We start from the raw sequence: 19242 nt of genomic DNA, 5'->3' as shown, positions 1-19242 counted from the left end.
AGGGATATGTGGCGCAGTCCCGCGCACTCTTGACCGTTTACTTGAGGCTCAGCCGTCCCTTTTGGCACGTCCAGGACTAGGGTGAGGGGCAAGCTGCCGACGGGGCGGTGGCACCAGCGTTAGGGACTACGCAGCGATGAACTCGTTCCAGCGCTTGATCATGTAGCGATCCTCGTCCATCACCGAGTTCCAGCAAGCGACCTTGCCCATGCGCTCCTCGAAGGAGCCGCCGTCGCGCACGGCACCGGCCTTCTCCATCACCTTGCCTTCCGGCGACAGGATGTCGCCCTTGGCGGGCTTGCCTTCGACCCAGAAGCCCCACTCGTCCTCGGACATGAAGCCCTTAGCGGTCTCCATGGCGGCGGAATAGTAGCCCTGGCGGTTGAGATAGGCACCGACCCAGCCGGACAGGTACCAGTTGATGTATTCATAGGCCGCGTCGAGCTGGGCGCCCTGAAGATGGGCGGCAAGGCCGAGTCCGCCACCCCAGGCGCGGTAGCCTTCCTTCAGCGGCTGGTATTTGCAGGCGATGCCCTTGGAGCGGACGGCGGCGACCGCCGGCGACCACATGGACTGGATGACGACTTCGCCCGAAGCCATCAGGTTGACGCTTTCGTCGAAGGACTTCCAGAAAGCGCGGAACTGGCCGTCCTGCTTGGCCTTGATCAGGAAGTCGATCGTCTTGTCGATCTCGTCCGTGGTCATGTTGCCCTTGTCGGCATATTTGATGTTGCCCATGGCCTCCATGATCATCGCTGCATCCATGATGCCGATAGAGGGGATGTTGAGGATCGCTGTCTTGCCCTTGAAGGCGGGGTCCATGATGTCGGCCCAGGTCGTGATCTCCCGGCCGACGAGATCAGGGCGAATGCCGAGCGTGTCGGCATTGTAGATCGTCGGGATCAGCGTCATCCAGTCGGTCGGCGACTTGGCAAAGGTCTTGGAATCCTGCGCGTCGACGAAGCCGACGGTATGCGGCGCCGTGCCTTGCGCGACCACGCTTTCGGGCTTCAGCTTGCCGTCGATGAACAGTGGAACGATCTTGTCGAAGTACTTGATCTTCTTGACGTCCATTGGCTGCATTACGCCGGCCGGGAAGACCTTCTTGGCGATCCAGTATTCGATGTCGGCGATGTCGTAGGAGTCTGGCTGGGTCACCGCCCGCTGGGCAGCGGCGTCGGAATCTGTCGCCGTCATCTCCAGCGTGATGCCGAGGTCTTGCTTGCACTTCTCGGCAATGGCGTTGATGTTGGAAACGCCGGTGCCGAACTGGCGCAGCGTGATCGGATTCTGGGCCCAGATCGTCGGGAAGCCGGTGATGGCGCCCGACCCGGCGATCGCGCCGATGGCGGCAGCGCCGGTCTTTAACAGTGACCGGCGTGTCAGGCCGGCACCAGGCTTTTCGGTCTTGTTTTCAGTCGTCATGTGCAGTTCCCCTTTTGTGATCGTTGGTAGCTCATGCGGAAAGGCGGCCGAGGGGGACGACGTCCTCCAGGGTCCAGCTCAGGGACACCGCATCGCCGACCGACACGGGTTTCCTGAAATAGTCGCTGTCGCTGACGATCAGCGTGAAGTCGTCGCTGCCGGCGCCGATGGCAGTCAGCTTCACCGACGCGCCGCGATATTCGATGTTGGAAACCACGGCCTGGAAGCCGAGGCCCTTATCACTCGGCGGATCGAGCCGCACGCGATCGGTGCGGATGCCGATGTCTATCGGCCGGCCGATCTCCTGGGCGATGTCGCGCACCGCAAAGACCTGACCCTCCGCCGTCTCCATTTCGACGATGCTGTCGGTGATCGCCCGGACCTTTCCCGAGAGTACGTTGTGGTCGCCCATGAAGCGCGCAACGAAGGCGGTTGCCGGCCGCTCGAACACCATGCGCGGTGCGGCCGCCTGCTCGATCCGGCCGTTGTTCATCACCACGATCAGATCGGCGAGCGCCATCGCCTCTTCCTGGCTGTGGGTGACGTGCACGAAGGTGATGCCGAGCGTCTTCTGCAGTTTTTTCAGCTCTGCCCGCATGCGGATCTTCAGGAACGGGTCGAGCGCCGACAGCGGCTCGTCGAGAAGCAGCGCCTCCGGCTCGGTGATGAGCGCACGGGCAAGCGCCACGCGCTGCTGCTGGCCACCGGAAAGCTGGGCTGGACGCCTGGAACCATAGGCCTCCATCTGCATCAGCTTCAACATGTCGAGCGCCTTGGCGCGGCGGGCGTCACGGTCGACCCCCTTCATCTTGAGGCTGAAGGCGACGTTGTCGACGAGGTCGAGATGGGGGAACAGAGCGTAGGACTGGAACATCATCGCCGTGTTGCGCTTGGCCGGCGGAAAATCGGTGACGACGACATTGCCGAGCCTGAGGTCGCCGGACGAGATGCTTTCATGGCCGGCGATCATGCGCAGCGTCGAGGTCTTGCCGCAGCCCGATGGGCCAAGAAAGCAGCAATAGCTGCCGGCGGGGATTTTCAGGCTGATGGAATGTACGGCTGTCGTCGAGCCGTAAATCTTGGAAACGGACACGATATCGATCTCTGCGGCTTTCGACATGACGCTTTCTCCTTGCAACAGAGGAGAAGCATCAATCGTGCCAGTTTCGATCGACGCGTCTAAGGCTATATTTTCATGGGGTATTTGCCCTTTCCGGCCATCGCCGGTGAAGATCCTTGTTTCGGAGCGACTGCTCATGAATTGAGCTTTTCGTCGCCAATATGCGCAAATTATCGTATACAATAATATGAATTTTTGGGCGCAGGCGCCGCAAGCCTCCGAGGGAAGAGCTCCCGGCGGATTTCGCGACCGCCTGTTTCTCCCGAAGGTGAAACTTTCATGGAAAAACTGAAAATCAACTGAGAACGGCTGTTACCAAACTGACATGGCAGCTCCCTAAAGACTGCGGCCAACCGCAGCCGGAGGGGAGATAAAAGCTCTCCGACGCGCACGCCCTGAAGCCATCGTCGGAGGCCGTTTCCATGAAGATCGTCCAGATCAGCGATACCCATCTCAGCCCGGTGAAGAGCCATTTCAACGACAACTGGGAGCCGCTTCGCGCCTGGATCGAGGCGACGGCGCCCGATCTCGTCATCCATACCGGCGACGTGACGATCGACGGCGCCGACCACGAGGACGACATCACCTTTTCGCTCGAGCTGATCGGCCAGCTCTCGATGCCGGTATTGATCGTGCCCGGCAATCATGACGTCGGTCACCTGCCGGGTTCGCATCAGCCGGTGGATGCACAGCGGCTTGCCCGCTGGCGCGGGCTCGCAGGGCCGGATTATTGGGTCTCCGATCACGAAGGCTGGCGGCTGATCGGGCTCAACAGCCTGCTGCTCGGCTTCGAGGACGAGGAAGAGGAAAAGCAGTTCACCTGGCTCGAGGAGCAGTTGCAAAGCCGCGACCGGCGCAAGGTGGCGATCTTCGCCCACAAGCCGCTTTTCGTCGACGCGCCGCAGGAAGGCGACACCGGCTATTGGAGCGTTCGTCCCCGCCAGCGCCAGCGTCTTTATGACCTGATCGCAGGTTCCGACGTGGCGCTGCATGCGAGCGGTCATCTGCACTGGGCGTGGACGGGTGAACATGCCGGAGCGGCGCTCGTCTGGGCGCCGCCGACCTCCTTCATCATCGACACTTTGGAACGGCCGATGCCGGGCGAGCGGCTGGTCGGCGCCGTCGTCCACACGTTCACCGATGCGAGCGTTTCCAGCGAAATCGTTGCCGTTCCGGGGCTGACGAGCCACGTGCTCGATCCGATCGTTGAGGAGGTCTATCCGCAAGCGGCGAAGACGAAGCCTCACGTGGAGGCAGCGCAATGAGCGTGCTTTCGCTTCGCGGCATCACCAAGTCCTATGGCGGCAATGTCATATTGAAGGGCGTCGGCCTGGAGGCGGAAGCGGGCGAGTTCATCGCCCTCGTCGGCCCGTCCGGTTGCGGCAAGAGTACGCTTTTGCGCATCGTCGCCGGCCTCGACCATGGCGACACCGGCGAGATCGTCATCGGCGGCCGTGACGTTGCCCGCATGGCGGCGGCCGATCGCAACGTTGCTATGGTCTTTCAGTCCTACGCCCTCTATCCGCATCTGACCGCCGGCCAGAACATCGCCGTGCCGCTCGCCATGCGACGCCTGACGGCAATGCAGCGCCTGCCTGGGATCGGCAATTTCCTGCCGGGGCAAAGGCAAATCCGCACCGACATCCAGCGCCAGGTAAAGGAAATGGCCTTGGCGCTGAAGATCGATCATCTGCTCGATCGCAAGCCCGGCCAGATGTCCGGCGGCCAGCGCCAGCGCGTGGCACTCGCCCGCGCCATGGTGCGCCGTCCGGCCGTCTTCCTCATGGACGAACCACTTTCCAATCTCGATGCCAACCTGCGTGTGCATGCTCGCGGCGAGATTGTCGACCTGCATCGGCGCGCCGGCGTGCCGACGCTCTATGTCACCCACGACCAGTCGGAAGCCCTGTCGATGGCCGACCGGGTCGCGGTGATGATCGGCGGCAACTTGCTGCAACTGGCGACCCCCAAGGAGATCTACGACAATCCCTCGCATATCGAGGTCGCCCGTTTCCTCGGTCAGCCGAAGATCAACGTGCTGGAAACCCGCACCGATGTCGCTGGCCTCGTGCGCTTCGGCGACCTAGTGCTGCTGGCGAACCGGGGACAGGTGTCGGATGCATCGGTGAAGCTCGCTATCCGTCCGGAATTCGTTCGCTTCAATCCGGCAAGTGCCCGCCGGTTGAGCGCACGGGTCGAGCGCATGGAGTTTCTCGGCTCGGAAGTCATCGTCCACGCCCGCCTCGATGCGATCGGCGAGGTGATGACATCGAAGGCGACGCCTGCCGAAGCCGCAGCTTGGACCATCGGCCAACCGGTTGACGTCGAGATCATGCCCGAGCGGACGATGCTCTTCGACCAGCAAGGTGTCCGGCTGCTGGCCGAACCGGTCGCTGCCGCTGCCGCGCTGGAGAAGATTGATGGTTAGCGTTTTGACATTGGAGACGGCGACCGCGGCGCCCGAGATACGCGAAGCCCGCATCGCCTGGCTGCTCGCATTGCCTGCGATCGTGCTGCTCTTCCTCTTCATTTTGCTGCCGACGGCGGCGGTGATCGTGCTCGGCTTCACCGATTTCGAACTTGGCTACAGCAACTGGCGCTTCGTCGGCTTCGAGAACTATGCCGAACTCTTCACGGATCGCACCTTCCGACGCTCGCTCTGGAACACCGCAGTCTACACAGCGATCGTCACGCCGGTTTCGATCGTGCTGGCACTGGCAATCGCCATGCTGATCGAGGCAGAGACCAAGGGCAAGGCCTTGTTCCGCACGGTCTATTTCCTACCGGTCGCCTCGCTACTGGTCGCCATGGCGACCGTCTGGCAGTTCCTCTTCCATCCGACGATCGGCCCGATCAACACCTTCCTTGCGCTCTTCGGTATCGCCGGTCCCAACTGGCTCGGCGCCTCCGGCACGGTGCTCTACGGCCTGTCGATCATCGGCACCTGGCAGTCGGTCGGCTTCAACATGGTGCTGTTTCTCGCCGGCCTCACCGCAATCCCGCGCGAGCTCTATGCCGCCGCAGAAGTGGACGGCGCCAAGACCTGGTTCGATCGCTTCCGGCTGGTGACCTGGCCGATGCTCGGGCCGACGACGCTGTTCGTGACCACCATCAGCATCATCAATGCAGTGAAGGTGTTCGAAACGGTGAAGACGCTAACCGAAGGTGGTCCGAACAAGGCGTCGGAAGTGCTGCTCTTCACCATCTACCAGGAAGGCTTCGTCTATCTGCGCGTCGGTTATGCCTCGGCGATGACCGTCGTCTTTCTCGCAATCCTCGTCGTCCTGATGTTCCTGCAGTACCGCGTGCTCGACCGGAAGGTGCATTACGCATGACCAGCAACGCTTTCTCCGTCGCCCGCATCGCCCGCCTGACGGTCCTGTCGCTTGGCGCTTTGCTCTTCCTTGCACCCTACATCTTCATGGTCTCGACCGCCGGCAAGCCACAGAGCGAGATCTTCTCCTCGTCGCTCTCGCTCATCCCTCAGCAATGGTCCTATGTCGAGAACTTCACGAAGGCGCTGTCGCGCGTCTCGATGACAACCCTGCTTTTCAACGGCGTCATCGTCTGCGCGCTGATCTTCGTCATCCAGATCGTCGTCGCCATCCCCTGCGCCTATGCCATGGCGAAGCTGAAGTTCCGCGCTGCACGGACCATGATGGTGCTGGTCATGCTCGGCCTGCTCGTGCCGATCCATGCGACCGCGCTGCCGATCTATGTCGCCTTCGACAAGCTCTCGGTGCTGAACACCTACACCGCGCTGGTGGCTCCCTTTTCGATCTCGGTCTTCGCGATCTTCCTGTTCCTGCAGTTCTTCCGCGCCATGCCCGACGACCTGATCCATGCAGCTCGGCTCGATGGCATGTCGGAAGCGGGCATCGTAGCGCGGGTCATCGTGCCGAATGCCTGGCCCGCGATCACCGCCTTCGCGATCTTCTCGGTGGTCGCGCACTGGAACGATCTCTTTTGGCCACTGATCGTCGTCACCAACCAGGATTACGCTACCCCGCCGCTCGGCCTGCTCTATTTCCGCGCTGCCGAATCCGGCGACGACTACGGCGCGCTGATGGCCGCCACCCTCATCATCACCCTTCCCCTCGTGACCGCTTTCCTGCTGGCGCAGAAACGCTTCGTCGAGGGCATCACCATGACCGGACTCAAAGGCTGAACGGTCCAACCAGGAGCGCATCCATGAAACATCTGAGACAGCTTCTCACCGCGGCTGCCGCATCGCTGATGCTCGCCGCACCGGCCCATGCCGAGACTGTGCTGACGGTCCATTATCCGATGCCGGGCTTCTTCAAGGACGTGATGGACACGATCTCGAAGAAGTTCATGGAAGAAAACCCAGACATCAAGATCACCTTCGCCAATCCTTCGGCGACCTATGAGGAAGGCATCCAGACGATCATGCGGCAGGCCGGTACGGCCGAGATGCCCGATCTCACCTTCATCGGTCTCAACCGTCTGCGCATGGTCAACGAGCGCGACATTCCCGTCGATCTCGGCCCGTTCATCGCCAAGGACCGCAACATGGCCGAACAGGGCTTTTCCGAAAACATCCTGAAACTCGCCCAGGTCGGCGGCAAGCAGGTGGGCCTCGCCTTCGCCACGTCCAACCCGATCATGTATTACAACGCCGATCTGGTGCGCAAAGCTGGCGGCGACCCGGAAAATCCGCCGAAGACCTGGGACGAGGTCATCGCGCTCGGCGGCAAGATCAAGGCGCTTGGCGACGGCAACGAGGGTATCGACTTCCGTTGGCAGGGCGACGACTGGATGTTCTCGGCACTGCTGTTTGGCGCCGGCGGCGAGATGCTGAGCGCAGACGAAAGCAAGGTTGCCTTCAACGGTCCGGAGGGTGAGAAGGCCGTCGAAGTGCTCGATCGCATGGTGAAGGAAGGCGGCCTGCCGGTTCTGACCAAGCAGGCCGGCGAGCAGGCCTTCGTTGCCGGCAAGGTCGGCTTTGCCTTCCAGACCACCGGGGCGCTGCGCAACACGATCAAGAATGTCGGCGGCAAGTTCGATCTGCGCACCGCCCACATTCCGCTCATCGATCCGGCAAAGGGCAAGCTGCCGACCGGCGGCAATGCCGTCGTCATCCTGACGCGAGATGCCGAGAAGCAGGAAGCCGCCTGGAAGTTCGCGAAGTTCGCCGCCGGCCCCTATGGCGCCTCGGTTGTCGTTCCGGGCACCGGCTACGTGCCGAACAACGAGCTTGCCGCCAAGTCGCCCGAGTATCTCGCCAACTTCTACAAGGAAAACCCGCTGTTCCGCGCCGGCCTCGAGCAGATGCCGCGGATGCGTCCCTGGTATGCCTTCCCCGGCAGCAACGGCGTAAAGGTCACCCAGACGATCGTCGAGAACCTGTCGCGCATCGTCGAGCAGTCGGCGACGCCGAAAGAAGCACTGGACGAGGCTGCGGCCGAAGTCGAAAGCCTGCTGCCGCGCAGCTGATCTCGATTGACACGATGATTGTCGCCGCCCCGGAGGAAACTCTGCGGGCGGCGTTCTCATGTCGATCAGCCGAGGCGTTGAACCGTCCCGCCGGCATAGAGCCGGCACTCGAGGTTGAGATGACGGCAGTCGGAGGCATTTTCAGCCATGTCGAGCAGTAACGCCGCAGCGGCCAGTCCCATGTCGCCGTCGGGCATGGCGATCGTGGTGAGCGTCGGGCTCATCAGTCGTCCAAGCGCAATGCCGTCGAAGCCAGCGACAGAGACGTCATCGGGAACGGAAAGGCGCTCGCGCCGGAGCGCCGCAATCACGCCGAGTGCCAGGAGATCGTTGGAGGCGATGATCGCGGTCGGGCGGTGGTGCGTCAGGACCGTCCCGAGGTCGAGGTTCTCGTAGCCATCGACGAAGGGGATCTCGACCGCCTCGATTGGTGGAACGCCTGCCTCCTGCATGGCGGCCACATAGCCATCGTAGCGCAGGCGTGCCCGATCGGACGAGCGGAAGTGGCCCGAGACGACGAGGATGCGCCGATGGCCATGGTCCAGAATGTGGCGGGTGAGCTCGAAACCGGCCCGGTAATTGTCGACGGTGACGGCGGCGGCAAAGCGGGTGACCGGCAGGTTGTTGAGAAGTACCGTCGGGGGTAGCGCCGCCGAAAGCGCCTCGCTGGTGCGGGCATCGCAAAGCGTCAGGATCAGGCCGGTCGGGCGCTGCTCGAGCAGCGAGCGCACTGCGCGTGCCTCGAGCGCCGGGTCGTAGTTGGATTGCGCGATCAGCACCCCGTGGTTCGCCGCCTGCATACGATGCTGGATGCCGCCAAGCGAGGCGGCAAACACAGGATTGGTGACGCTCGGCACCAGGACACCGACGACAGGCTGGTTTCGCACCGTGGTGCGTCCCGCCTGCATCGGCCGATAGCCGAGTTCAGCCGCCGCGCGGCGCACTCGCCGCACCATTTCGTCGCTGACCGGGCCTTCGCCGTTCAGCACGCGCGAGACGGTGGCCAGCGAGCAGCCGGCTTGGAAAGCGATCTGTTGCAGGGTTGCCATCGGCGTTGTGTAGCTGCGCTCCATGACAGCAGATTGAAGTCTTGCGAAAGCGACCCGAGGCATTGTGCAAGAATTATTATTCATACTGTGAATTATATTGACAGTTGCTGAATCCACGGCTTTAATCGCCATCGTCGGAAGTCGAGGAGGAGTTCCGACGAAACTCATCATTCAGTGGCCGCAACCAGGCGGCCCATCGGTTTTTTGGGAGGGGCTTCGGCCTCGAGGAGGACGCGTGCGCAAATTTTTCAGCACGACCGCTCTGGCGGTCATTGCAACGTCATATTGGGCCGCTCCGGCGAGCGCCGAAACGGCCAATCCGTTTCGCTGCCAGCCCGGCGAAAAATACGTCATGAACGTCATGGTATCGGGCGTCGAATACTGGTTCCCGGTCTATGAGATGTTCAAGCAGGCCGGGCAGCAGTTCGGCTGCGAGACCGAATATACCGGCACGCCGGAATACGACGTCAACAAGCAGATCGCCACCTTCGACCAGGCGCTTGCCCAGAACCCGGCCGGCATCCTGGTGCATCCGATGAACTCGGATCCGTTCATCGAGCCGATCAACCGGGCGATCGATCAGGGCACGGCGGTCGTTACCTTCGCTGCGGATTCGCCGCTGTCGAAGCGTGTCTCCTTCATCACCTCGGACAATACCCGCGAAGGCATCTATGCGGCCGATGCGATCGCCGAGAAGATGGGCGGCAAGGGTGAATTTGCCGTGCTCGAAAACCCCGGCCAGGACAACCACGACAAGCGCATCGCCGCCTTCATCGGCCGCATGGCCGAGAAATGGCCCGACATGAAGCTCGTAGGTCGCGCCGCCTCGAACCAGGATCCGAACAAGGCCTATCAGGGTCTGATGAGCATCATCCAGGCCAATCCGAACCTCGGCGCCGTGTTCATGCCGGAAGCCAACTCCGCCATCGGTGCCGCCCAGGCCAGCAAGGAAGGCGGCGGCAAGGTGCTCGTCATGTGCGCCGACGTCAACGCCAACATCCTCGACATGATCAAGGCCGGCGAAGTCTTCGGTTCGATCAACCCGAACCAGGGCATGCAGGGATATATGGGTTTCATGCTGCTCTGGCTCGCCAAGCATCCGGATCTGATCGACCCGATGAACGACGCCAAGCGCTCGGGCTTCAATCCGATGAGCATCCCCTTCGTCGACAATGGCCTTTCCATCGTCACCGCTGACAATGCCGACGACTTCTACTGGGACAAGTATCTGAAGCGTCGTGGCACCAAGGGCATCGACGAGTAAGGATATGAATTGGCTGCCCGGCCCGCTCCGGGCAGCCAAGAATGCGGGGTGGAGGACGGCATGGCAGCACAACCGGTTCTGGAGGTCCGGCGCGTCACCAAGCATTTCGGTGCGGTGAAGGCGTTGACGGAGGTGGATTTCCTGTTGGAGCGAGGAGAGATCCACGCGCTCTGCGGCGAAAACGGTGCCGGCAAATCGACGTTGATGAACATCATCGCCGGCGTGCTGCAGCCGAACGACGGCGAGGTGCTCGTTGATGGAGCACCTGTGAAGATCACCTCACCGGCGACCGCCCAGGCGTTCGGCATCGGCCTCGTCCACCAGGAAATTGCCCTTTGCCCCGATGCGACGGTGGCGGAAAACATGTTCATGGCCGCCACCAACCGCCGACGCTCGCCGCTGATGAATTATGGTGCGCTGGAGCGCGAGGCTCAGGTCGTGATGAACCGGCTCGCGCCGATCGACGTCCGGCGCAAGGTCGCCGTTCTTACCATTTCCAGCCAGCAGTTGGTCGAGATCGCCAAGGCGCTGACGCTCGATTGCCGTGTGCTGATCCTCGACGAGCCGACCGCGGCGCTGACGGAGGCGGAAGCGCAGGCGCTCTTCGGCATCATCCGCGACCTCAAGGCCGCGGGTATTTCCATTATCTATATCAGCCACCGCATGGCAGAGATTTTTTCGCTCTGCGATCGGGTCACCGTGTTCCGCGACGGCCGGCATGTCGTTACCGAGAAGATTGCGGACGTGACGCCTGACGATATCGTGCGCCGCATGGTCGGCCGCGAGATCAGCCAGCTCTATCCGCCGAAACAGTCGCCGGAAACACGCTCGGACGAGACCATCCTTTCGGTTCGGGAACTCAGCGATGGTGACCGCATCGACACCGTGTCCTTCGATCTTCGTCGCGGCGAAATCCTTGGGCTTGGCGGCCTGATCGGTTCCGGCCGCACGGAGATCGCCGAGGCGATCTGCGGTCTCAGGGCGAAGTCGAAGGGCGAGATCGCATTGCGCGGAACGCCGCAGCACATCGCCAATTACCGCGATGCCGTCGATGCCGGCATCGTCTACCTCTCGGAGGATCGCAAGGGTTCCGGCGTCTTCGTCGATCTGTCGATCGCGCAGAACATTTCCGTTCTGGATCTGAAGACGCTGACCGGGCGGCTCGGATTGCTGAATGCCAGGGCGGAGGCCGACCTTGCCCGCGACTTCGTCCGGCGTCTCGGCGTTCGCATGGGTGGCATCGACATGCCGGTGTCGTCGCTGTCAGGCGGCAATCAGCAGAAGGTGGCGATCGCCAAGCAGCTTGCGGTGCGGCCTCAGGTCATCCTGATGGACGAGCCGACGCGCGGCATCGATGTCGGCGCGAAATCCGAAATCCACCGGCTGCTGCGCGAGCTCGCCGAAGCCGGCATCGGCATCATCGTGATCTCGTCCGAACTGCCGGAACTGCTCGGACTCTGCGACCGGGTGCTGGTCGTGCGCGAAGGCGCGATCGCCGGTGAGCTCGATGATACGGAAATGAGCGAGGAGGCGGTGATCCGCCTGGCGTCCGGAGTGACGCCGACGGATCGCACCGCGATAGGCAGGACGGAAAATGTCGCCTGAAAGAAGGGAAAGAGCCGGGGAGGCGGAAATGGCTGTTGATACGATGATTGTAAGCGAGAGGCAGGCGCCTGCCTGGAAACGCATAGGCGCGATGCGCGAAGCCGGGCTGATCGCCATCATCCTGGCGCTCGGCATCGTCATGAGCTTCGCCTCGCCGCATTTTCTCACCTTCGGCAACCTGCGCGCCATGCTGATGAGCTTTTCGGTCGAAGGCATCGTCGTCGTCGGCATGACGATTCTTCTGATCGTCGGCGGCATCGATCTTGCCGTCGGCTCGGTCGTCTGCTTCGCCATGGTGCTGGCAGGCTCGCTGTTTCTTACCGGCGTCGATCCCTGGACGGCCTCGTTGGTCGGCATCCTCGCCAGCAGCCTGATCGGCATGATCATGGGCTTCTTCGTCACCGTCGTCGGGCTTAACCACTTCATCACGTCGCTCGCCGGCATGGTGATCGTGCGCGGTCTCTGCCTCGTCATCACCAAGGGCACGCCGCTGTCGCTCTTCACGCTGCCTGCGTCCTTCAAGGCGGTGGGGCAGGGCACCTTCCACGGCGTCCCCTATGTCATCCTGATCTTCGTCGCCGTCGTCATGCTCTTCGACTTCCTGCTGCGCCGGGCGACCGCCTTCCGCAAGGTGTTCTATACCGGCAGCAACGAGAAGGCGGCATTGTACTCGGGCATCAAGACGAAGCAGGTGAAGTTCTGGGTGACGGTTCTGTGCTCGACGCTGGCGGGTGTCGCCGGTGTCATCTACATGTCGCGCTTCGGTGCCGCGACGCCGACCTTCGGCGTCGGCATGGAACTCAACATCATCGCCGCCGCGGTCATCGGCGGCGCCTCGCTCAACGGTGGCTCGGGCACCATCCTTGGCGCCATTCTCGGCATTGCGCTGCTTTCGGTCGTCACCAGCTCGCTGATCCTGCTCGACGTCTCCGTCTATTGGCAAGACATGATCAAAGGCTGCATCCTGCTCGCCGCCGTTTCCATCGACCACTTGCTTCATAAGCGGAAGGCCGCCTGACATGCCGATTGCCAAACCCACTTTGACCCCGGTTTCAAACGCACGCGAGGAACTTGTCGTCGCAAGGCAGATGCATCAGGCGCTCGTCCTGCATTTCCTGGAGGGGCTGACCCAGTCGCAGATCGCCGACCGCCTCGGCATCTCGCAGCCAACCGTCAATCGGTTGATCAAGCGCGGCCGGCAGCTCGGCCTGGTCGAGATCAGGATCAAGTCGCCGATCGAACCGCTGGTCGACATGGAGGAGCAATTGCTGGCGATCGGCGGCATCCGTCGGGCGATCGTCGTGCCGACCGTTTCCGACAACCCGCAGACCGCGCTCCAGGCGGTCGGCGAGGCCGCGGCGCGATTGCTGCTCGAAGAGATCGGCGACGGCGATACCATCTGCATCACCGGCGGCAAGGGCGTCAGCGCCGTCGTTGCCGGGCTACAGGCGCCACGCCGCTTCGATGTGGAGGTCATCCCCGCGACCGGCTGCGTCCAGGGCAAGCACTATACCGACGTCAACCACGTCTCGACGTTGATGGCCGACCGGCTCGGCGGGCGGTCCTACCAGATCCATGCACCGCTCTTTGCCGACAGCGCAGCGGAACGGGCGATGCTGATCAACATGCGCTCAGTGGCAGACGTCTTTAAAAGAGCGCGCGAAGCGAAGGTCGCGGTCGTCGGTATCGGTTCGATCCTCTCCGACGATTCGAGCTACTACGACCTCCATCCGTCTTCCAGCACCGACCGGGCGGCGATCGAACGTTCAGGCGCAAGCTGTGAGCTGCTCGCTCACCTGCTCGATGATAAGGGCCGGGTCTGCGATTACAGCCTCAACCGGTCGCTGGTGTCGCTGACGCTCGAGGAGTTTGCCTCGATCCCGACGAAGATCGGCGTGGCGAGCGGACCGAACAAGGCGGGGCCGATCCTCAGTGTCATGCGAGGGCACCACCTCGACACGCTGGTGACGGACGAGGCGACCGGCGAGCGCGTGCTCGCCATGGCAAGCGAAAAGGGGCTTCTGGCATGAGCGGGGACCAATTGATGCGCGAGATCGGCCGATCGGGCGTGAAGGCGTCGGCCGTCGGGCTCGGCACCTGGGCGATCGGTGGCTGGATGTGGGGCGGCACCGACGAACGGGAATCGATTGCCGCGATCCAGGCCTCGCTCGATGCCGGCGTGACGCTGATCGACACGGCGCCGGCTTATGGCCTCGGGCGCTCGGAAGAGATTGTCGGCAAGGCATTGGCCGGCCGCCGTGACAAGGCGGTGATCGCCACCAAATGCGGGCTCGTCTGGCACACGAACAAAGGTCGGCACTTCTTCGACCAGGACGGCAGGCCGGTGCATCGCTACCTCGGCCGCGACGCAATCCTCCATGAGGTGGAACAGAGTCTGAAACGGCTCGGCACCGACTATATCGACCTCTACATCACCCATTGGCAGGACCCGACGACGCCGATCGAGGAAACGTTTGCCGCGCTTGAAGAGCTGCGCCAGGCCGGCAAGATCAAGGCGATCGGTGCCAGCAATGTCGGCCGCGGCGAATTGGAGCAATACATCGCCGGCAGCGGGCTCGATGCGATCCAGGAGCGCTTCAGCATGATCGATCGCGAGATCGAGACGGAGCTGCTGCCGCTGACCAGGCGCAGCGGTGTCGCGACGCTCAGCTATTCCTCCCTGGCGCTCGGGCTTCTCTCCGGCAGCATCGGGCCGGAGCGTGTCTTCTCGGGCGACGACCAGCGGCGGGACAATCCACGGTTCTCGGTCGGCAATCGTGAGAAGGTGGCGGCCTTTGCCAAGTCGGTCCGGCCGATCGCCGAGAAGCATGGCGCGACGGTCGCCCAGCTCGTCATTGCCTGGACGCTGGCGCAGCCGGGCGTGACCTTCGCGCTTTGCGGCGCGCGCAATCCGGCCCAGGCGCTCGACAACGCCCGGGCCGGAACGATCCGGTTCGATCCTGACGACCTTGCAGGGATCGACGCGGCCATAGCGGCGACGCTCGTAAACATGGACAGCTAACGGACTGCCATCATGAACCGTGAAGAGATTTTCAACGGGCTCGCCAAGAGCCCGAAGGTGGACGTGTGCGTCCTCGGCGGCGGCATCAACGGCCTCAGCGTTTTTCGCGAGCTGGCGTTGCAGGGGGTGAACGTGCTGCTCGTCGAGAAGCACGACTACTGCTCGGGCGCAAGCGCGGCTCTGTCGCGCATGGTGCATGGCGGGCTTCGCTATCTCGAAAACGGCGAGTTCAGCCTGGTGCGCGAATCGCTCGTCGAGCGTGACCGGTTGCTCAAGAATGCGCCTCACTATGTGGCGCCGTTGCCGACGACGGTGCCAATCTTCGATATCTTTTCAGGGCTTGCGAATGGCGCCGTGCGGTTCCTCGGGCTGACGCGCCGCCCGAGCCGTCGCGGCGCGATCGCAGTCAAACTTGGTCTCGGCATCTATGATTTCCTGACGCGCAGGCGGGCGCTCCTGCCGCGGCATGCCTTTCGCGGGCGGCGCGCGACGCTCGCCCGTTGGCCGGCGCTCAATCCACAGATCAAGAGCTCCGCCACCTATTACGACGCCTGGGTCAGCCAGCCGGAACGTCTCGGTATCGAGCTGCTGAAGGACGGGCTCGCCGCCGGTACCCATGCCCGCACGGTCAACTATGCGGAGCTGACCCTTTCAGCACCCGGGCGCTACGAACTAAAGGACGGCGTTACCGGTGCCGTTGCTCCGATCGAGCCCAGCCTCATCATCAACGCCACCGGCGGTTGGATCGATATCGCCAACGGCGCTCTGTTTCCCGCGACGTCAAAGCCGGCGCCATTGATGGGCGGTACCAAGGGATCACACCTCATCATCGACAACCCCAAGCTCTTGGACGCGCTCGACGGTCACATGATTTATTACGAGAACGAGGACGGCCGCATCTGCATCCTCTTTCCCTATCTAGGCAAGGTGCTGGTGGGCTCGACGGACATCCGTGTCGATGATCCCTCGACGGTGCGCTGCGAGCGCGACGAGCGCGACTACATCCTGCAATCGCTCGCCTTTGTGCTTCCATCGATCAGGATCGAGCCGGAAGAGGTGGTGTTCCAGTTCGCCGGAGTACGCCCGCTGCCGGCGAGTCAGGACAGTTTCACCGGCCGCATCCCGCGTGACCATTTCTGTACGTTCGTGGGTGGCGCTGAGGATGGTGCGCCAGTGCTCTGTATGATCGGCGGCAAGTGGACGACGTTCCGCTCCTTCGGCGAGTTGGCGGCCGACCTCGCGCTGGAGCGCCTGGGGCGCCAGCGCCGCGTGTCGACCGGCGAGCGCGCGATCGGCGGTGGCAGGCATTTCCCATCGGATCGAGACGCATGGATTCACGATGTCGCCTTGGCGACCGGCCTTTGCCAGGCGCGGATCGACGTCCTGCTGACGCGCTACGGAACCGACTCGACGCTGGTCGCCGATTTCATCGCCGGCGGTGCCGATCACGCCCTGCCGCATCCTGACTATTCAATACGCGAGATGCAGTTCCTGATCCACAACGAGGCGGTTGAGCATCTCGACGACCTGCTGCTGCGCCGCACGACGCTGGCGATATCAGGACAGCTTTCGCTCGATATGACCGACGCCGTTCTCGCCTTGCTCGCGACCGAAAAACACTGGCCGCCGGTGCAGGTTGCCGCGGAGCGTAAGCGATTTCTTACTCTTCTCGCCGAGCGCCATGGCGTCGACGAGGAAGCCCTTTCCGCACGGAACGAACAAAGGAGTGCATTATGCGAAACAACCGCAAGGTCCGGATGAACCGTCTCTTTGGTGGGGGGCGCTGTCTCGATGTGGCGATCGATCATGGCGTCTGCAACGAACCGTCCTTCCTCAACGGCCTCGAGGATATGTCCGCCGTGGTGAAGGCGCTGGTCGCCGCCGCGCCGGACGCGATCCAGATGAATTACGGCCAGGCGGACCTGCTGCAGGATGTGCCCGGCAAGGACAAGCCGGCGCTCGTCATGCGTCTCGACATGGGCAATCCCTATAACCGCATCCGCCACCGGCACATGTGGGCGGTGTTGCAGAACGAGGCTGAGCCGCTGATCGGCGCGCTGGCGATGGACGCGGCCTGCGTCGTCGTCAATCTCTTCATGCTGCCGGATGAGCCGGATCTCTTCCGGCAATGTGTCGCCAACATCTCGCGGGTCAGGGCCGATTGCGAGAAATACGGCATGCCGCTGATGATCGAGCCTCTGGTGATGCAGCCTGTCACCGAACATGGCGGTTACATGGTCGATGGCGATGCCGAGAAGATCGTGACGCTGACCCGGCTCGCGCGCGAAATGGGTGCGGATATCGTGAAGGCGGACCCGACCACCAATCCGGAAGATTTCCACCGGGTCGTCGAGGCAGCCCGCTGCCCGGTTCTGGTGCGTGGCGGCGGCAAGGAGGATCTGCGCAGCGTCTTCGACAAGTCTTCGGCCTTGATGCGCCAAGGCGCAATGGGCATGGTCTATGGCCGAAACATCTACCAGCACGCCAATCCGAGCGCCGTGGTGCGCGGCCTGATGGCGATTGTGCATGAGGACGCAAGCGGCGAGGAGGCCTACGCGCTCTACCAGCGCGGTTGAAATCGGCGATCGGGCTCGCGCTTCAGAAGCGGCGATGCCTACTAGAGCAAGCGCATTCGGTTGAACGTATAAGGATGCTTTGGCGCGAAAGGAACGCTGCCGCTGTGAGAACACCGGCAGCGTTCCAGCAACTGGATTGAGAACCTTGGGAGGGGTTCGCCTATGGGAGAGTATCTGCTCGGGATCGATGCCGGAAACACCGTGATCAAGGCTGTGATCTTCGATCGTCGCGGCAACGAGATCGCGATGGCCGCGGAGGAGGGACATAGCCATGTGCCGAAACCCGGTCACGTGGAGCGAGGGCTTGGCGAGCTCTGGAGCCATGCAAAGGTGGTGATCCGCGCCTGCATCGAGCGCGCCGGTATCCCGGCGAGCGAGATCGTGGCCATCGGCTGCGCCGGTCATGGCAACGGCCTCTATGCCCTCGATCGCGACGGCGAACCGTTGCTTGGCATCCAGTCGCTCGACACCCGCGCCGCCGGCCTCGTCGAGGAATGGCAGGCCGAAGGCGTCGGCGAACGCACCTACCCGGTTGCCGGGCAGAGGCCCTGGCCATCACAGACGCCGACGCTGCTTGCCTGGCTGAAGCGCCATCGGCCGGAGCTCTTTGCGAGGATCGGCACGGTGTTTCTCTGCAAGGATTTCGTCGTCAATCGTTTGACCGGCGCCCGCGTCAGCGACGTCTCCGATATGAGTGGTGCGGGGCTTATCGACGTTGCCGCCCGGCGCTACGACGACGCGCTGATGAGGGCCTACGGGCTTGGCGACTGCATGGACCTCTTGCCCAACCTCGCCGAGAGCGCCGATATCGTCGGCAGGGTGACCGAGGATGCAGCGGCGCAAACCGGGCTCGCCGAGGGTATGCCGGTTGTCGGCGGTCTCTTCGACGTCGTCGCCTCGGCGATCGGCTCCGGCGTTACCCGCACTGGCGCGGCCTCCATCATCGCGGGCACCTGGAGCATCAACCAGGTGATCATCGATCAGCCCGATCTATCGAGCCCGCTTTTCATGTCGTCGACCTTCGATCACAAGCGTTATATGGCGATCGAGGCAAGCGCGACTTCGGCTGCCAATCTCGAATGGCTGGTGCGCGAACTCTTTCCGCACGATGCCAGCGACGGCCGATCGCCCTTCGACCTCTGCTGCCAACTGGCGGCGGATGTCGAGCCGGCGGCAAACGATCCGCTCTACCATCCATTTCTCTATGGCGCTCAGCAGGACGGCAATGCGCGTGCCGGCTTCTACGGTATTGCCGGCTGGCACACGAAGGGCAATCTGGTCCGCGCCGTGCTCGAAGGCGTCGCCTTCGGCCACCGCCAGCATATCGCGACGCTGCGTGCAGCCGGCGCGCGCTTCGATGAGGCGGTGCTCTCGGGTGGCGGATCGCGTAGCCTCATCTGGCCGCAGATCTTTGCCGACGTGCTTGGCGTGCCGGTCACAGTTGCCCGCTCGCGGGAGACCGGCGCGTTGGGCGCCGCGATTGCGGCCGGTGCCGGGATCGGCCTCTTCGCAGACATCTCCGCCGGTGCTGCGGCAATGGTCCAAACCGAGCGCCACTACCGGCCGAATGCCGCGCTCAGCGCACACTATGACCGGCGTTTCGCGCTCTACGGCGAGATCGCCGCCGCCATGGCGCCGATTTGGCGCCGGCTGGCTACACCCGCGCCATCGGTGAGGGAAGCGGCGGAGTGAACCGGCTTTCGGGGTGGCGCTTTGCCGTTTGC

General features: G+C 63.1%; 16 protein-coding genes. 13 read left to right on the top strand and 3 right to left on the bottom strand.

Annotated features, from left to right (window positions below):
* Positions 1-126: 126 nt before the first annotated feature.
* Both AC0C6X_RS20385 and AC0C6X_RS20380 read right to left on the bottom strand, forming a co-directional pair.
* Positions 127-1425, bottom strand: coding sequence for an ABC transporter substrate-binding protein (locus AC0C6X_RS20385; protein ID WP_173519641.1), 1299 nt, complete (start codon positions 1423-1425; stop codon positions 127-129).
* Between the two features lie 31 nt (positions 1426-1456).
* Positions 1457-2545, bottom strand: a complete 1089-nt coding sequence (locus tag AC0C6X_RS20380) for an ABC transporter ATP-binding protein (RefSeq protein WP_173519642.1) — start codon at positions 2543-2545, stop codon at positions 1457-1459.
* Positions 2546-2967: 422 nt separating this feature from the next.
* Here AC0C6X_RS20380 and AC0C6X_RS20375 point away from each other — a divergent pair, with 422 nt between their 5' ends.
* Genes AC0C6X_RS20375 through AC0C6X_RS20355 form a run of 5 tightly spaced genes read left to right on the top strand, consistent with a single transcriptional unit; the run spans position 2968 to position 8002 of the window.
* The gene (locus AC0C6X_RS20375) at positions 2968-3810 is read left to right on the top strand and encodes a metallophosphoesterase family protein (protein WP_173519643.1); all 843 of its coding nucleotides are present in this window, start codon (positions 2968-2970) and stop codon (positions 3808-3810) included.
* Positions 3807-4973 carry an ABC transporter ATP-binding protein gene (locus AC0C6X_RS20370; protein ID WP_247959166.1) on the top strand — a complete coding sequence of 389 codons (1167 nt, stop codon included), beginning with the start codon at positions 3807-3809 and terminating at the stop codon, positions 4971-4973. The genes AC0C6X_RS20375 and AC0C6X_RS20370 overlap by 4 nt, the downstream gene beginning before the upstream one ends.
* Positions 4966-5880 carry a carbohydrate ABC transporter permease gene (locus tag AC0C6X_RS20365; protein WP_472954815.1) on the top strand — a complete coding sequence of 305 codons (915 nt, stop codon included), beginning with the start codon at positions 4966-4968 and terminating at the stop codon, positions 5878-5880. Before AC0C6X_RS20370 ends, AC0C6X_RS20365 begins: the two co-directional genes overlap by 8 nt.
* Complete coding sequence (locus AC0C6X_RS20360) at positions 5877-6713, top strand: carbohydrate ABC transporter permease (protein WP_173519646.1); 837 nt, start codon at positions 5877-5879, stop codon at positions 6711-6713. The genes AC0C6X_RS20365 and AC0C6X_RS20360 overlap by 4 nt, the downstream gene beginning before the upstream one ends.
* A gap of 23 nt (positions 6714-6736) precedes the next feature.
* Positions 6737-8002, top strand: a complete 1266-nt coding sequence (locus tag AC0C6X_RS20355) for an ABC transporter substrate-binding protein (protein WP_247959165.1) — start codon at positions 6737-6739, stop codon at positions 8000-8002.
* Positions 8003-8067: 65 nt separating this feature from the next.
* Here the strand turns inward: AC0C6X_RS20355 and AC0C6X_RS20350 are convergent, their stop codons facing one another.
* Positions 8068-9051: a LacI family DNA-binding transcriptional regulator gene (locus AC0C6X_RS20350; protein WP_247959164.1), complete on the bottom strand. Its 984-nt coding sequence runs from the start codon at positions 9049-9051 to the stop codon at positions 8068-8070.
* 235 nt (positions 9052-9286) lie between these two features.
* Between AC0C6X_RS20350 and AC0C6X_RS20345 the strand changes: the two genes are divergently transcribed.
* The 8 genes from AC0C6X_RS20345 to AC0C6X_RS20310 all read left to right on the top strand — a co-directional run bounded on the left by AC0C6X_RS20345 (position 9287) and on the right by AC0C6X_RS20310 (position 19210).
* On the top strand, positions 9287-10315 hold the full coding sequence (locus AC0C6X_RS20345; protein WP_247959163.1) for a substrate-binding domain-containing protein: 1029 nt from the start codon (positions 9287-9289) through the stop codon (positions 10313-10315).
* 60 nt (positions 10316-10375) lie between these two features.
* Complete coding sequence (locus tag AC0C6X_RS20340; RefSeq protein WP_173519650.1) at positions 10376-11920, top strand: sugar ABC transporter ATP-binding protein; 1545 nt, start codon at positions 10376-10378, stop codon at positions 11918-11920.
* A 28-nt stretch (positions 11921-11948) separates the two neighbouring features.
* Positions 11949-12938 (top strand): ABC transporter permease, encoded by a 990-nt coding sequence (locus AC0C6X_RS20335; protein WP_247959162.1) that lies wholly within the window; start codon positions 11949-11951, stop codon positions 12936-12938.
* A gap of 1 nt (position 12939) precedes the next feature.
* The gene (locus AC0C6X_RS20330; RefSeq protein WP_173519652.1) at positions 12940-13950 is read left to right on the top strand and encodes a sugar-binding transcriptional regulator; all 1011 of its coding nucleotides are present in this window, start codon (positions 12940-12942) and stop codon (positions 13948-13950) included.
* Positions 13947-14942 carry an aldo/keto reductase gene (locus AC0C6X_RS20325; protein ID WP_173519653.1) on the top strand — a complete coding sequence of 332 codons (996 nt, stop codon included), beginning with the start codon at positions 13947-13949 and terminating at the stop codon, positions 14940-14942. Before AC0C6X_RS20330 ends, AC0C6X_RS20325 begins: the two co-directional genes overlap by 4 nt.
* A gap of 12 nt (positions 14943-14954) precedes the next feature.
* The gene (locus AC0C6X_RS20320) at positions 14955-16703 is read left to right on the top strand and encodes a glycerol-3-phosphate dehydrogenase/oxidase (RefSeq protein ID WP_247959161.1); all 1749 of its coding nucleotides are present in this window, start codon (positions 14955-14957) and stop codon (positions 16701-16703) included.
* The gene (locus AC0C6X_RS20315; protein ID WP_173519655.1) at positions 16676-17518 is read left to right on the top strand and encodes a class I fructose-bisphosphate aldolase; all 843 of its coding nucleotides are present in this window, start codon (positions 16676-16678) and stop codon (positions 17516-17518) included. The genes AC0C6X_RS20320 and AC0C6X_RS20315 overlap by 28 nt, the downstream gene beginning before the upstream one ends.
* A gap of 162 nt (positions 17519-17680) precedes the next feature.
* Positions 17681-19210 carry an FGGY-family carbohydrate kinase gene (locus AC0C6X_RS20310; RefSeq protein WP_247959160.1) on the top strand — a complete coding sequence of 510 codons (1530 nt, stop codon included), beginning with the start codon at positions 17681-17683 and terminating at the stop codon, positions 19208-19210.
* Positions 19211-19242 lie beyond the last annotated feature (32 nt).

The sequence above is a fragment of the Ensifer sp. VA4 genome (assembly GCF_055710065.1).
This window is presented reverse-complemented; position numbering and strand designations above follow the sequence as displayed.